Origin of the sequence: Paraburkholderia oxyphila NBRC 105797, assembly GCF_000685075.1 — a bacterium.
GTDB classification, from domain to species: Bacteria; Pseudomonadota; Gammaproteobacteria; order Burkholderiales; family Burkholderiaceae; genus Paraburkholderia; species Paraburkholderia oxyphila.
In genome coordinates this window covers 14,301-29,451 of the sequence record NZ_BAYD01000122.1, presented here as the reverse complement: position 1 = coordinate 29,451, position 15,151 = coordinate 14,301, and the positions used below count along the sequence as shown (strand labels likewise).

Sequence of the window (15,151 nt, the reverse complement as noted above, 5' to 3'; positions counted from 1 at the left end):
TTAAGGCCAACGCCTTAAAGACCCACACCACGCCTGGAGGCACATCCCAGGCCATCTCCTGCCCCCGCATCAGAGCAAATGCGGACTACGGCTCTTCGCAACAGGCGCCTGCGCAGCCTGAACCGCGGTGGGATCGGCCGGCGCAGGCCGATAATTAAGCCGCATCGACAAATCGAGCGCCGCAGCACACACAGTAGCCACGAGCGGCCCACGCTCGCCCTCAGCGATATCCGACCGCGGCACCGTCGCCGTAAGCGCGGCCACGATACGCCCCGACTGATCGCGCACTGGCGCGCTCACCACCGAAATACCGGTCTCGAACGAAGCTTCACTCACCGCATAGCCTTGCTGCGCAAACTCGCGCACGCGCGCATAGAGATCGGCCACGGTCGCCGGCGTGCGATCCGTATAACGCTCGAGCTGCTTCTCAGGATAAAGCGCACGCAATTCACCAAGCGTGAGGTCGCCCATCAACACCTGACCGTGCACGGTCGCATGCGCGGGCAAGCGCGTGCCCACATGGACCTTCACGGAGCTGAACATCGGCTCGCGCGTCTGCGCCTTCGCCACGAACACCACGTCGCGCTCGTCGCGAATCAGCAAATGCGTGCTCAGGCCCGTAGCGTCGCGCAGGCGCTCCAATACCGGCGTCCCAAAGTCGGTGAGCTCGAGCGAACTCAGGTACTCGAAGCCCAGGCGCAGCACCGCCACGCTCAAGCGGTACTGGCGGTCGCCGTTGGCGCGCTCGATGAAGCCGAGCCCTTCAAGGGTCTGCAAAAGGCGAAACGTGGTCGTGCGCGGAATGCCAATGCGCCGCGAAAGTTCCGGCGCACCCAGCACGGGCTCGCGCGCCGAGAACTCGGCAAGGATGCGCAGGCCCCGCTCGAGGCCCGGCACGAGATAGTTGGACGTGCCCCCGCTTTCCTCGTCTGCATTGGCGCCCGCCTCACCGGCTTCGGTGTCGGGGTGCGTCTCCTCGGGTGGCAGCGCGGCGCGCTTGCCCGGCCCCGCGCTGCGGCGCGCGGTGCCTGTCGTGTTTTTTGTGGCCATCGTCGGCTTGAATCGGCGTGAAATTCGGCTTCGATCGGGGCGACCCCGTCGGTCATGGGGGCAATGATAGCGCGAAGCGCCGCTTCCACCCTCGGCGCCCTCTCCGGCCGGGTCCCCAGGCGCCGTGCCGGTCAGGTCCTGAACACCGCCACCGCCGCGCTCAGGCGCCGTGCCTGATCCTCCAGCGACGCCGCCGCCGCGGCCGCCTGCTCGACGAGCGCCGCATTCTGCTGCGTGACCTGGTCCATTTGCGCGACCGCGAGATTGACCTGGTCGATGCCGGTACTCTGCTCCTTCGCCGCCGAGGCGATCTCGTCCATGATCGCGCTCACGCGCCCAATCGCGCCGACAATCTCCTCCATCGTCGTGCCCGAGCGCTCGACGAGGCCCGCGCCGGTTTCGACGCGCGAGGTCGAGGTGTCGATGAGCGCCTTGATCTCCTTGGCCGCCGCGCCGCTGCGCTGCGCGAGCGAACGCACTTCGCCCGCGACCACGGCGAAGCCGCGCCCCTCCTCGCCCGCGCGCGCCGCTTCCACGGCGGCGTTCAGCGCAAGAATGTTGGTCTGGAACGCAATGCCCTCGATCACGCCGACGATCTCGGCAATGCGCCGCGAATCGTCGACGATGTGCTGCATCGTGCCCACCACTTCGCGCGCAAGCTCGCCACCGCGCGCCGCGAGACCCGATGCGCCGTGCGCGAGCGAGCTGGCTTCCTGCGCGTTGCCGGCCGTCTGCTTGACCGTGGAGGTGAGCTGCTCGATGCTCGCCGCCGTCTCTTCGAGCGAGGCGGCCTGTTCCTCGGTGCGTTGCGAGAGATCCGTGTTGCCGGTGGCAATCTCGCTCACGCCAGTGTCGATCGACTGGGCGCCGTCACGCACGGTGCCCACCATGTTGATGAGCGCCGCCTGCATGCGCTGCAGCGCCGCCGAGAGCCGGCCCATCTCGTTGCGCGACGCGAGCGCGACCGCCGCACCCAGATCGCCCGAGGCAATCCGCTCGCACTGCTCGACCGCCGCGCTAACGGGATGCACGATCGCGCGGATGAGCGCCACGCGTGCGAGCCACGCGAACACGAGCGCGAGCACCATGCCCACAGCCACGGCAATGCAGACCGCCTTGAAACGCGCCTGCGCCTCGCGATAGCGCTGCGCACCGCGCTCGATCTGGCGTTGCTCCAGCACGAGCATGGCCTTTTCGAAGCCGTTGTAGAGCGCGGGGAGCTTGTGCGCCTGCAGTTCCTGGAACGTGCTGCGCTCGCCCGCCTTGAGCGCAGCCAGCGCCGGATCGACGCCCTCGTCCAGGAAGGTGTTGCGCTTGTCCTGCATCTGGGCGATCAGGCGGCGGTCTTCGTCGTCGCCCGAGACGATCGAGAGATAGTGGTCGAGACGCTCGTTCGAGATCTTCAGGTATTGGTCGGAGCGCTTGAGCACGGCCTGGGCGCCGTCCTGGTCGCCGAGATCGGCAAGCGACGCATACGTGGCGAGCGCGAGCCGCAGGCGCAGCAACTGGCCCGCGCTGCCCTCGAGATCGGCGACAGCCGGCGTGTCGACCGTGTACATGTCCTGCATGGCGTCGTTGCCCGCGCGCATCGACAGCAAACCTGCCGCCGCGCCAATCACGAGCACGACGCCGAAAAAGGCGACCATCAGGGTCAGACTCGCGCGTATCGAAAGCTTGTGAAGCATGCTGGTCTCCCGGGACACAAGCGGACTCGATGCCGTATCGACATCGAGTCGATGGCCGTGCGCTGGCGTCTCCTTTGCGGTGTTCCCGATTCAACCCGGGTCAACGGCAGGACGGCGCCAAAACTTTAGGCGTTTGCTTAATGATCAGGCGAGCCGCTTCCACATCTTGCGCAGACGCAGCGCAACAGGGCCCTCGTCGTCACGCAGGGGCAGCATGAACTCACAGTCGACGGCATAGCCGCAATGGCGGTAGAAGTCGACGGCGCCCGGTGCCGCGGCAACGAATAGCTCGCTCGCGCCCTGCTCGAGCAACTGGCGCTCGACGGCATGCAGAAGCACGCTTCCGAGGCCTTGACGCCTGGCGCCCGGCTCGACGTACAACGCGCGCAGATGCGGGCGGGCGCCTGCGCTTGCCCAGGCGTAACCGGCCACACCGGAGCCGGCGCACACTGCCTCTCCTACCACGCACGCACCTTCGGAGACGCCGATGACCGCACGAAGGTCGGTCATCGGCATAGTCAACCAGGCCGCCTGCTCGCGTGCCGACAAGGCGGGGCCGATGGGCGACGAGATCGCGGCCAGGCGCGTGGCCTCGATGGCCGGCCAGTCGTCCGCTCGCGCGGGGCGCACATGCCAGACGGCGCGCTTGCCGTCAGGCTCGAGCGGCGCCATGGCGGAATTTGTTTAGCTAGCGCCGACGGTGAGCCCCGCGCCGCCGGTGCCCGGACCTGGACCGGGCCCTTTCGGCAGCCCGGGCGAGCCCGAGCTTCCACCGGATCCCTTTGCGTCCTCCTGCGCCTTGAGAGCCTCCTGCTCCTTTTTCTCCTTGAGATCCCGGCGTATCACTGCCGTATCGACAAGCATGGCGATGTAGTGGCATCGCCGCGCCGCTATGTGATCGCGCAAACGCTTCTCGGCTTGAACGAGATTCTTTGCGTCATGGGTCCCCGGGGATTTGCTGTTAACTTTTTTCTCGAGGATGCCAATGTCTTCCACGGTTTTCAGCATCTGAATCTGGTCGAACGTCACGATTTGCCTGTCGTCGCCGGTGATGTATCCAACGCCGTTCAGGCCCGTGACGTGCAGGCGGTAATCGACCCGGCTTTTCCTGCTGCATTGGTAAAGAATCGTTGACAGCCTCAAGCAGATGTACTCGAGCGTGCTCAGATGAGACCACGTTTGTGCATGGTGGAACTCCCGCATCCGCGTGAGGTCCTTGACTCCGCATTGCTCGACGACCCCCTTGCGGCTGCCGCCGTCCAGGTCCTTTGTTTGCTCGCTGCAGGCTGTCTCGCAGCACCAGAATTCGATGTAGCTGATCCCGTGATACTGGACGGCAAGCGCCAATTCCTCAATGACGTCGTTGATCTTGAAGCCGCCAAGGCTGCGCTCCGGAAGCGCAATGATCTCCCCCTTGGAGCCGCGAAAACGCGAATGACCTGTAATGCAGATCGAGCGCCCTCCGCCCAGCTTCTTGTGCGCGCCGATGACGCTTTCTTTCGCTTTCGACTCGACGCACGAAGCGAAGCGCCCAGTCGTTGCAAGCAGCGTCTGGAGCAACTTGGTCATTTGAAGCATCTCACCATCGTCGTCATTCTGGAGCAGTGCCCATACGACGACCTCTCCATTGCCACCGAAACCGAACGCATCAGGCTCAAGACCTTCCGGCGTTATCGCTTCCATGCTTATTCCCCTGCAAGAACCGCGATAGGTTGAGGCGCCCCACCTCGCGCGAAGCGCCCGATCTGCTGCCGGATCGACTCTACTCCATTACGCAACGCAGCGAACGGCAAGTATTCAGCCCGCTGAAAGTAAGCAAATCTGTGGTGATGTCGTGATTGACGGGACGCTCGACAATGGGTCGACCCGGGGGCGATCGAGGCCACTTCGGGGACGGCCGCAGCCCCCCGCGCTTGCAGGACGCAAGGCCGCCGGGCGCCGCAAGCGTGCGCCTGCACTACAATCCTCCACTTGCGCCCGTTCGGTGCCTCATATTCGCGCCGCATTTGCGCGGGCCGCCTCCACAACGAACTCTGCCTCACCCCCATGCGCCTCCTCCACACCTCAGACTGGCATCTGGGCCAGAACTTCATGGGCAAGAGCCGCCAGGCCGAGCATCAGCAGCTCATCGACTGGCTCGTGGCCCAGCTCGATGCGCACGCCGTCGATGCCGTCCTGATCGCCGGTGACATCTTCGACACCGGCACGCCGCCCAGCTACGCGCGCGAGCTCTATAGCCAGCTCGTCGTGCGCCTGCACGCGGCCGGTGTGGCGCTGCTGCTGCTCGGCGGCAATCATGACTCGGTGGCCACGCTGCGCGAAAGCAGCGCGTTGCTGGAGCAGCTCTCCGCACGCGTGGTTCCGGCCGCCGATGCGCCTGAGCATCAGGTGCGTGTATTGCCGCTGCGTTCGAATGGGAACGCGAATGGCGCGACGAATGCAAGCGGCGGCGCGGGTGCGGCGCCCGGCTGCGTGGTCTGCGCGGTGCCCTTCATTCGCGCGCGCGACGTCATGCAAAGCGAATACGGCCAGAGCGCCGAGCAAAAGCAGCAATCGCTGCAACTCGCAATCCAGGCCTACTATCAGGCCGTCCACGCGGCAGCGGAAGACCAGCGCAGAACGTTGAGCGCGCAACTAGGCCACAACGTGCCGCTCATCGCCACGGGCCATCTCACCACGGTGGGCGCGAGCGCGAGCGAATCGGTGCGCGAGATTTACGTCGGCGCGCTCGACGCGTTCCCCACCAGCGCGTTCCCAAGCGTGGACTATCTCGCGCTCGGGCATATCCACCGGCCCCAGAAAGTGGGCGGCCTCGAGCATATCCGCTATAGCGGCTCGCCCATCGCGCTGAGCTTCGACGAAGCCACCCAGCAAAAGGAAGTCTTGCTCGTCGATCTGGGCGAAGCGGGCCTCGAGGCCGTGACGCCCCTGCCGGTGCCGGTGTTTCAGCCGCTCTTCGCGCTCAAGGGCAACCTGAAATCGCTGCCCGACGCCTTCGCGCAAGCCGCGCGCGATGCCTCGCCGGAGCGGCCCGTCTGGCTCGAAGTGACGGTGGCCGAAGACGACTACCTGGCCGACCTCCCCGCGCGCATCCAGACGATGACCGAGGGCCTGCCGCTCGAAGTGCTGCGGATTCGCCGCGAGCGCGGCACTGCCGTGGCGCAGCTATCGGGCGATGCGGGCGTCACGCTCGACGAGCTCGATCCGCTCGACGTATTCGCGCGCCGTCTCGCACACGAGACCCTCGAAGACGACGTGCGCGCCGCGCTCACCGAGCGCTACAAGCGCGTGCTCGCCGCCACCGTGGAGGGCGAAGCATGAAGATCCGCAGCCTGCGCCTGAAGAACCTGAATTCACTCAAGGGCGAGTGGCATATCGACTTCACGAAGCCGCCGTTCGCCGAGAATGGCCTCTTCGCCATCACCGGGCCCACTGGAGCTGGCAAGTCCACGCTGCTCGACGCGATCTGCCTTGCGCTCTACCACGAGACGCCGCGCCTGAAGACGGTTTCCGCATCGGCGAACGAGATCATGACGCGCCATACCGCCGACTGTCTCGCGGAAGTGGTCTTCGAAGTGAAGGGCGAGGTCTATCGCGCGTTCTGGAGCCAGCGCCGTGCGCGCGACAAAGTCGACGGCGCGTTGCAGTCGCCGCGCGTGGAACTGGCGAGCGTGGCGCCCGAAGGCGGCGGCGACACGATCCTCACGACGCACATCAACGAGAAGCTCAAGCGCGTGACGGAAATCACGCGGCTCGATTTCCCGCGCTTCACGCGCTCGATGCTGCTCGCGCAGGGCGGTTTCGCGGCGTTTCTCAACGCCACCGCGAACGACCGCGCGGAATTGCTCGAAGAGCTCACCGGCACCGAAATCTACGGCGAAATCTCGCGCAAGGTCTTCGAGCGCGCCGGCGAGGCGCGCGACGCGCTCAAGCAGTTGCGCGCCAGGGCGGAAGGCATGGAGCTGCTGAGCGCCGGGCAGCGCGAGGCGATGGAGTTGGAGATCGGCGCGCTCACGGGCCAGCTAAGCGCGCTCGCGACGCAAACGAAAACGCTGCAAGCTCAGCGACAATGGCGCCGCGACCTGGCGCAGACCGAAGCCGACGCGCAGTCGGCGCAAACACGCCTTGCCGCGGCAACCGGCGCGCTGGAAACCGCCGCGCCAGAGCTCGCGCGCCTCTCGGCAAGCGAGCCTGCGGAGACACTGCGCCCGGCGTATCAAACCGTGCTGCAGGCGGAAGCGGCGTGGCAGCAATCCAGCGCGGACCTTGCCGCATTGCGCCGTGACCGCACGGAGCGGTTCGCCGCGCAGCGGCGCGAGTACGGCTCGACCGCCACGCTGGCCGCAGGTATCGCGCGCGAAGCGCTCGCGCAACTTGCGAAGCTCGAGGATCAAAAGCGGCAACTCGATGATTTTTGCAGTGCCAATCAAAATCTCGCGCAGCTTGGCGAGCGGATTGGCGCGTGGCGTCAGCAGTTCGAGCAGCGCCGACGCACCCAGGCCGAACTAGCCGCACGCGAGAAGCAGCGCGCCGATCTCGAGCAGCAACAGAACGAACGGCGCGCGCAACGCGAACGGCACGCCGCGACGCTCGCTGAAGCGGAGCGCGCCAAAACCGAATCCGACGCGGGCCTGCAAGCGCTGCAATCCGCACAGGAGCAGCGCCTCGCCGGCCAGACGCTCGTGCACCTGCGCGACGCCTGGCAAGCCGCCCAAACCACGTTCAACCGCTGGCAGCAACTGGAAGCCGTGGCCGGGCGCCGCCGCACGCTCGCCGAAGAAGAGCGCGTGCTCGCAGCCAATCTGGCGCGCGTGGAGCAAGACATCGAAGCGCAAGACGAAGCGCTCAAGACGCTGCAACAGGAACACGCGCAATGTCAGGCCCGCGTCGACGACAAGCAAAAGCTGCTCGAACAGGAACAGGTCATTCGCAGTCTCGCGCAACACCGCGAGCAGTTGCGGCCCGGCGAGGCCTGCCCGCTCTGCGGCTCGCACGAGCATCCCGCCATCGAGGCGTATCGCGCGCTCGACGTCTCGGCCACGCAAGCCGCGCTGCAAGCGGTCCGCGCTGAATTGCAGGCGTTGGAGCAACGTGTGCGTGGGTCCGTGGAGACGTCGTCGGCGCGACGCGCCACCCAAGGCCAGCAACGCGCGCAGCTTGAACGGCTCGCCACGCGCGCCGCTGAGGGCCGCGAAGAATGGGACGCGATTGTCGCGGCGCTGCCATCGCAATCGGCCATCGATGAAACCGGCTGGCAACGTGCCGAGACGCTCGAAGCGGCGCGCGAGGCTGCCGCGCAGGCCGCTCAGCAGATCAAGCAGCATCTGGACACCGCGGAGGAGGCGGAGCAAGCGCTCGCACGGGCGCGCGAGGTAAACGCCCGTCACTCGGACGCGCTGCAGGCCGCGCGCGCCCAGGCTGCATTGCTGGAGCAGTCGCTCGACGGCATGCAGGCGCGGCTTGCCGAGATCGTCCGTGAGCGCGACACCGTGCAAGCCGGCCTCGAACATGAGGCAGCGGCCTTGCTCGAATCGGTGCGCGCGGGCGGCTACGCGCTCGACGCCGTGCCCGAAGACAGCGCCGCATGGCTGCAAGCGCGCGACGCCGAATGGCGCACGTGGCAGGACACGCAACGCGGCCTGCAAACGCTCGACCAGGCGCTCGTGCGCCAGCGCGGGCAGTGTGACGCCGCGCAGGCGCAGGTTCAGGCGTGGCGCGAGCGTTGCAAGGGCATCGGCATCGAAACTTCGACATCCGCACCAACCGACCCGGCGCGTGGTCACCAGACGGCATCCCTCTTCGACGATGTCGATCACGATGACGAAGGCAGCGAGCCCGCCTCGCCGGAAGCCTTCGAAGCCGGTGTCGCGCGCGCGGCGGCGCTGACACACGAACTGGCCACGCTCGACGGCCAGCTCGCGCATCTCGAACGCACGCTCGCGCAACAGCGCACCGCGCTCGACGAAGCCACGCAAGCGTGGCAAGCGGCGCTTACAAGCAGCCCCTTCGCCGATCAAGCCGCCTTCCTCGCCGCGCTCTTGCCCGCCGAGACGCGCAAGCAGCTCCAGACGCTCAAGCAGCAACGCGAGCAGGAGCAGCAGACGGCGAGCGCGCTGCTGCAAGGCGTGCGCGAAAAACTCGTGGGCCTGCAGCAGCAAGCACTGACCGAGGCCACCCTCGACACACTGGAAGCACAGCTCGAAACGGTGGAAAAAGAAGGCGCCATGCTCAACGAACGGCTAGGCCACCAGCGCGGGCTGCTCACGCGCGACGCGCAGCAGCGCGAGAGCCAGCGCGCCTTGTTCGAGCAGATCGAAGCGCAGACTCAAGATGCCGATCTCTGGCAACGGCTCGACGCGCTGATCGGCTCCGCGAAGGGCGACAAATTCCGCCGCTTCGCGCAAGGGCTCACGCTCGACCATCTGCTTGCGCTCGCGAACCGTCACCTCGACCGCCTGCATGCGCGCTATCTCCTGCGCCGCAAGTCGACGGGCGAGCTCGAACTGGAGATCGTCGACGGCTGGCAAGCGGACGCCACGCGCGATACGCGCACGCTCTCGGGCGGCGAGAGCTTCCTCGTGAGCCTCGCGCTGGCGCTCGCGCTTTCGGATCTGGTCAGCCACAAGACCTCGATCGATTCGCTGTTCCTCGACGAGGGCTTCGGCACGCTCGACGGCGATACGCTCGAAATCGCGCTCGATGCGCTCGACACGCTCAACGCGAGCGGCAAGATGATCGGCGTGATCAGCCACGTCGACGGTCTCAAGGAGCGCATCGCCACGCAGATCCGCGTGGAAAAGGGCGGCGGGATCGGCCATTCGCGGCTGGTGATCTAGCCGCGCCGGGCACGCGGCGCAACGCGTGTGGCGTGTGGCGTGTGGCGTGTGGCGTGTGGCGTGTGGCGTGTGGCGCGTAGTGTGTCCTGCGCCGCCGCGCGCGTTTCAGCCCTGCTCCGCCTTGCGCGCGGCGATCTCGAGCATCTGCTCGCCAAGGTCTTCCCGGCCGCGCGCCACGAGCGCGTCGCCCGCGCCGTGGATGTCGCGCGCCTCCTTGTTCTGGCTGAGCTTGCGCTTGCCTACGAGGCGTGTGATCTCGATCTCCAGCCCGACGATCGCCTTGAGCATGGTGTCGAGGTAGTCCTGGGGCGCGTCGCCCATCTTCCAGGGCTTCGGCTCGTTCGCCTCGTGCGTGCGCGTGAGCCGGGCCACCACGCCGCGCACGAATTTCTCGTCGTCGCGGATGCGGATGCGGCCGTGCGCGTGCACGACCACATAATTCCAGGTGGGCACCTGGCGGTGCGTTTCGTGCTTGCTCGGATACCAGGTGGGTGAGATATAGGCGTCGCCGGCGCGGAAGATGGCGAGCACTTCGTCGCCGTCGGCCACGTCCTGCCAGAGCGGATTCGCGCGCGCGACGTGGGCGTGCAGCGTGCCGAGCGCGCCTTCATTGGCAAGGAGTTCGAACGGAATGTGATTGGCGTCCAGCCCGCTTGCCCCGTGCGTGACGAGCGTGCCGAACGGGTGCTGCGCGATGAGCGCGTGCAGGACTTCGGTTCGGGACTCGTCGAAATGGGCTGGGACGTACATGGCGGCTCCGCGGTTGGGCGGCGCTAACGGCGTTCGGGCCGCGCGCCTGTAACAATGATCCCGCTATTGTCGCGCCAAAGCGGCGCGGGCTGTAGAGCCAGCGTCGGGCCGCAGTGGGGAACCAGCGGCGGCGCCTGAAGCCGCGCCGCTTGCCGTTCTCAACGCGGGGCCGCGTCCCCCGCCAGCTCCACCACCACCTGCGGCAGCGCGCGAAACGGTGCGAGCGCCGCTTCGCTCGCGCTCGCCGCGGTGATCAGACGCCAATCGCGCTCGATGGGCGTCCAGTGCTGCTGACGCGCGCGGCCGAGCTTGTCGGCGTCCGCCAGCACGATGATCTGCGCCGCGCGCCGGATCATGCAGTCCTTGAGCGAGGCCTGCGGCGCACTCGCTTCGCACAGGCCGAAGCCCGCGACCACGCCATCGGCGCCCAGGAAGGCCTTGTCCACGCTCACGCGTGTGAGCAGCAACTCGGCCAGCGGCCCGAGCGTGCTCATGCTGGAGCTGCGCAAATCGCCGCCGAGCAGCGTGACCTGCACGCCCGGCGCGTTCGCGAGCGTCGTCACGGCCAGCAGATTGTTGGTGACCACGTGCAGGTCGTTGCGCGCGACCAGGTGGCGCGCCAGCGCCGCACAGGTCGTGCCGCCATCGAGCATGACCGTGTCGCCGTCGTGAACGTGAGCGGCCGCCGCAAGCGCGATCGTCTCCTTCTGCTCACGCCGCGCCGCCTTGCGTTCCTCCAGCGAGGCCTCCGGCTCGTGCACGCCCACCAGCGCCGTCGCGCCGCCATAGGTGCGCACGAGCCGGCGCTGCTTGTGCAGCACCGCCAGATCGCGGCGGATGGTGGCTTCCGACACGCCCAGCACCTCGGTCAACTGTTCGACGTTGGCCTCGCGCGTCTGCACGAGTTCGAGAATGGCGCGTTGACGATCGGATGCTTTCATTGCAATGGGGTTCGCTGCGTGGACGAGCAGGCGCCGAATCGCATTCGTCCGGCGCCCGCGGACCCGACGATCTTACACGAACACACGCGGCACGAACGAACGCGCCCAGCGGCTCGCGCAACCGTGCGGGCCGCCGGCGCGCGGCATGCGCGGCGTGCCTGCCGTGCGCGTTCAGCGCCGCGTTGCAAGCTCCGCGCCCTGGCGCAACGCTTCGAGCATGCTGCCTTCGTCCACGACGCCCGTGCCCGCGATATCGAACGCCGTGCCATGATCGACCGAAGTGCGGATCACTTCGAGGCCCACCGTCACGTTCACGCCCGCTTCGAGTCCGAGCACCTTGACCGGACCGTGGCCCTGGTCGTGATACATCGCCACCACGAGATCGAAGTCGCCACGTCCCGCGCGGAAAAACAGCGTGTCGGCGGGCAGCGGGCCGGTCACGTCGAGGCCGCGTTCCTGCAGCCGCTTCACCGCCGGAATGATCTTCTCTTCTTCTTCGCCATAGCCGAACAGGCCGTTCTCGCCCGCATGCGGATTGATCCCGCACACGCCGATGCGCGGCTTCGCAATGCCGGCCTTCACGAGCGTGGCGTTACCGCGCTCGATCGTGCGCTGCACGAGGCCAGGCTCGATCTTGCGGATCGCGTCGATGATGCCGATGTGCGTCGTCACGTGAATCACGCGCAATTGCGGGGCAACCAGCATCATCGAGACTTCGTTCACGCCCGTGAGGTGCGCGAGCATTTCTGTGTGGCCCGGATACTTGTGGCCGCCCGCGTGCAGCGCTTCCTTGTTCAGCGGCGCCGTGCAGATCGCATCGATCTGCTTTGCCTGCGCGAGTTCGACCGCGCGCGCGATGTACTGGTACGCGGCGTCGCCCGCGAGCGGCGAGAGCTGGCCGAAGGGCAGATCGTCGGGGATCAGGTGCAGGTCGATCACGTCGATCGTGCCCGGCTCGTAGCGCGCCCCGGACGGATCGCCCACGCGCCGCACCGCAAGCTTCAGCCCGCAGATGGCGATGGCGCGCTCGAGTCGGCGCGCGTCGCCGATCACGAGCGGGCGGCACTGTGCGTAGACCTCGGCGTGCGTCAGGCTCTTGACGATCACCTCGGGGCCAACGCCAGTGGCGTCGCCCATCGTAAGGCCGATGACGGGGATATAGGTGCTCATGTGTTCCTCAATGATGCTCAATGCCAGTGGTGTTCATTCGGCTCCGGTGCGCTGCGGGGTGCGCGCCGTGCCCTCGTCTGTCAAGTTGCTCAGGTGCAGCCAGGCTGCGTACAAGGCCGCATCGGTGCCGAAGGCACCCGCCTTCGTGACCACGGCAGGCCGATGCCCGTGCCTGTGTGTCGAGCCGTGCGGCCGCGCCACGGCCACACCCGCTTCGACCTCGGCAATGAGCCGCAGGCTGCCGATGCCGGCTGCGTCGAGCATCGCGCGCGCGGTCTCGCCGCCTGTCGCGATCAGGCCGCCGATCCGGGTGAAGTGCGGCGCGACCAGCGCGGCCAGCATGGCCGAGAGCTGCGCGCCCTCGGCGGGATCGAAAGCTTCGTCACGGCCGATGCGCAGCAGCAAGTCGTTATGGCCGCCGAGCGTCGCGCCAATGCGTGCGTCCCATAGCGGCCAGGCTTCATGCGCCGCGCCCGCGCGCAGTACGGCGGGCGGCACCACGAGCTCGACAAGGCCCTTGCGGGCCTCGGCGCTCACGCGCTCGCGCAGCACGGCGCATTGCCGCTCGCCTACCGCCGACAGGCTGCCCACCAGCACGAGAATCGGGCCAGCGGCGCTGCCGTTCTCCTTGCGATGGCACACCTGCGCTTCGTTCGTCGCGCGCGGCATGTCGAGCGTCGCGAGCTCGCGCGCGAGGCCGCCCGAGCCAACCCAGAAGAATGCGCTTTCAAGCGCGAGCGTGGCGCGCGCGAGCTCGCGCAAGTCGTCCGCGCTTTGGGCATCGACGATCAAGGCCTGCGCACCGTCCGCGCCCTCGCACGCGATCAGCGCGATGCGGCGCGCCAGTGCGCGCGGGTCGCCGTGCAGCAGCGCCGCGTCGAAGCGCTCGCTCTTCACGCCCGCCGCCGCGAGCATGGCGGCCATGCTCGCGGCGCGGCCCGCGTGCTCGAGTTGCCATGTCTCGGTGCGCTCGAGCGGCACGCCGTGTACGTAGAGGCCGCCCTCGCGAACCGTGCGGCCCATCGCGGGAAACGCGGGCGCCACGATCGCGAGCCCGGCGCCCGCCTGCAGTGCCGCGACTTCAGCGGCCCAGTTGCCACGCAGCGTCGAGTCGATCTTCTTGTAGAGGCGGCGCTGCCCACCCAGCACCGCGAACGCGTGCGCGGTGCGCGCGGCCGCGTCGGCGGCGCTGAGGCGGCGCGTGTCGGTGTCGACAGCGATCACCTCGGCGTCGTCCGCCGTCATCGCGCGAGCCGAAGCGCCGCCCGACGGATCGCCGCCCGACGGTTCGCCGCCCGACGGATCGCCGCCCGCCACTTCCAACGTCACGATCGTCGGATGACCCGCGTTCGCGAACCCGATCGCACAGTCGGCGGCACCGGACAAATCATCGGCGATGATCAAAAGCTTCATGGAGTGCGCCTCTTGCCATTGGTCTTGCTACTCGTCTTGCTATTGCACGTGCTTCAGCATGCCTTCACGTTCTCTGCGCTTTGCGCGCGTGCCCCGTGGCGCGCCTCTACGCGCCTCGCGACCCAGGCCGTGAGCACGGGCGAGGCGATTGCCGTCACGACCACGCAGGCCGCCACGAGCAGCGTCGCGCTTTGCGCCGCCGGCTCGTAGACCGGATTGGCCGCTGCGACCAGCGCAGGCACGGCCGCCGCATTGCCCGCCGTGTTGGCCGCCGCCACCCCGGCCACGCCCGTGCCGCCCGTCACGCGGTCCGCGAAATAGAGCGGAATGCCGGTGACGATCACGACTGCGATGCCGAGGCCCATGCCAAGCAAGCCGGCCTGCCAGACCTTGTGCAGGTCGAGGCCCGCGCCCAGCGCCAGCGCAAAGAACGGAATCATGACCGGTACGGCGCGCGCCAGAAACGCGCGCATTTCGCGGTCGAGATTGCCGAGCAGCATGCCCGCGCACAGCGGCAGGATGCTGCCCACGAGCGTCTGCCACGGAAACGCCGAAAGCCCCGCCACGCCGAGTGTGACCATGGTGAGAAACGGCCCTGATTCGAGCGACATGATCGTGTAGGCGCCCACGTCCTCGGAGCGGCCGTACTGGCCCATCAGCGCCATGTAAAGGCCGCCGTTGGTATCGTTCATCGCCGCGACCACGGCCAGCGTGGAGAGCCCCGCGAACAGGCCCGAGGCGATCGGCTGCTCGCCGAGCAGATGGCCCATCGCAATCCCCATCAGGATCGCCGCGCCCACCTTGGTGACGAACAGCGCGCCGCCCTTCTTGAGCAGATACGGCGTGGCCTTCACGTCGATGCTCGCACCCATGCACACGTAGAACACGGCGAGGATCGGCAGCGCGCCCGTGAAAAGCGCGTTCGTGAACGAGCCGAAGAACTTCGGCAAACCGGGCACGAATGTCGCCACGAGCGATCCGGCGAGCAGCGGCACGATCATCATGCCGCCGGGAACGCGCTCGATCGAACGCTTGATGGGAATCTGGGCCATGCGAATCTCCTCGATGATGATCCGTTCGGCGCACGCCGCAGGCCAGCTTGATCGGCTTGATCGGTTTGATCGGCTTGATCGGATTGCGCACTGTTTTGATTGAAACGATCATCACGGAGTGTAGCTGCGCCGTCTATTTTGCGCAATTCAATCATTTCTGCGATTGAAACGATCAAATTGGGGACGCGTGGGCGAAATTGGAAATGCCGCGCCCCGAGCGGGCGCAGCAGGAGAATCTGCCTGCGGATCGATGC

11 protein-coding genes are annotated in these 15,151 nt (G+C 67.4%); 2 read left to right on the top strand and 9 right to left on the bottom strand.

The window, feature by feature from the left end; all coding sequences use genetic code 11:
- Positions 1–69 precede the first annotated feature (69 nt).
- From BO1_RS41470 to BO1_RS41455, 4 genes are all read right to left on the bottom strand, one after another.
- Positions 70–1,050 (bottom strand): IclR family transcriptional regulator, encoded by a 981-nt coding sequence (locus BO1_RS41470; RefSeq protein ID WP_028222602.1) that lies wholly within the window; start codon positions 1,048–1,050, stop codon positions 70–72.
- Between the two features lie 131 nt (positions 1,051–1,181).
- Positions 1,182–2,735 carry a methyl-accepting chemotaxis protein gene (locus BO1_RS41465; protein WP_028222601.1) on the bottom strand — a complete coding sequence of 518 codons (1,554 nt, stop codon included), beginning with the start codon at positions 2,733–2,735 and terminating at the stop codon, positions 1,182–1,184.
- A gap of 144 nt (positions 2,736–2,879) precedes the next feature.
- Positions 2,880–3,407: a GNAT family N-acetyltransferase gene (locus BO1_RS41460; RefSeq protein WP_028222600.1), complete on the bottom strand. Its 528-nt coding sequence runs from the start codon at positions 3,405–3,407 to the stop codon at positions 2,880–2,882.
- 12 nt (positions 3,408–3,419) lie between these two features.
- Positions 3,420–4,418, bottom strand: coding sequence for a hypothetical protein (locus tag BO1_RS41455; protein ID WP_028222599.1), 999 nt, complete (start codon positions 4,416–4,418; stop codon positions 3,420–3,422).
- 363 nt (positions 4,419–4,781) lie between these two features.
- Between BO1_RS41455 and sbcD the strand changes: the two genes are divergently transcribed.
- Both sbcD and BO1_RS41445 read left to right on the top strand, forming a co-directional pair.
- Positions 4,782–6,056 (top strand): exonuclease subunit SbcD, encoded by a 1,275-nt coding sequence (sbcD, locus tag BO1_RS41450; protein WP_028222598.1) that lies wholly within the window; start codon positions 4,782–4,784, stop codon positions 6,054–6,056.
- Positions 6,053–9,571: an AAA family ATPase gene (locus BO1_RS41445; RefSeq protein WP_028222597.1), complete on the top strand. Its 3,519-nt coding sequence runs from the start codon at positions 6,053–6,055 to the stop codon at positions 9,569–9,571. Before sbcD ends, BO1_RS41445 begins: the two co-directional genes overlap by 4 nt.
- 105 nt (positions 9,572–9,676) lie before the next feature.
- On the opposite strand, the gene BO1_RS41440 is transcribed toward BO1_RS41445, so the two are convergent.
- The 5 genes from BO1_RS41440 to BO1_RS41420 all read right to left on the bottom strand — a co-directional run bounded on the left by BO1_RS41440 (position 9,677) and on the right by BO1_RS41420 (position 14,897).
- A complete protein-coding gene (locus BO1_RS41440) occupies positions 9,677–10,321 on the bottom strand; it encodes an FMN-binding negative transcriptional regulator (RefSeq protein WP_028222596.1) in 645 nt (214 codons plus the stop codon).
- A 158-nt stretch (positions 10,322–10,479) separates the two neighbouring features.
- Positions 10,480–11,262 (bottom strand): DeoR/GlpR family DNA-binding transcription regulator, encoded by a 783-nt coding sequence (locus BO1_RS41435; protein WP_028222595.1) that lies wholly within the window; start codon positions 11,260–11,262, stop codon positions 10,480–10,482.
- A gap of 171 nt (positions 11,263–11,433) precedes the next feature.
- On the bottom strand, positions 11,434–12,432 hold the full coding sequence (pdxA, locus tag BO1_RS41430) for a 4-hydroxythreonine-4-phosphate dehydrogenase PdxA (protein WP_028222594.1): 999 nt from the start codon (positions 12,430–12,432) through the stop codon (positions 11,434–11,436).
- A gap of 33 nt (positions 12,433–12,465) precedes the next feature.
- Entirely contained in the window at positions 12,466–13,845 is a 1,380-nt protein-coding gene (locus BO1_RS55005; RefSeq protein ID WP_043288738.1) for a four-carbon acid sugar kinase family protein, read from the bottom strand.
- A gap of 53 nt (positions 13,846–13,898) precedes the next feature.
- A complete protein-coding gene (locus tag BO1_RS41420; RefSeq protein ID WP_028222593.1) occupies positions 13,899–14,897 on the bottom strand; it encodes a 2-keto-3-deoxygluconate permease in 999 nt (332 codons plus the stop codon).
- Between the last annotated feature and the right edge of the window lie 254 nt (positions 14,898–15,151).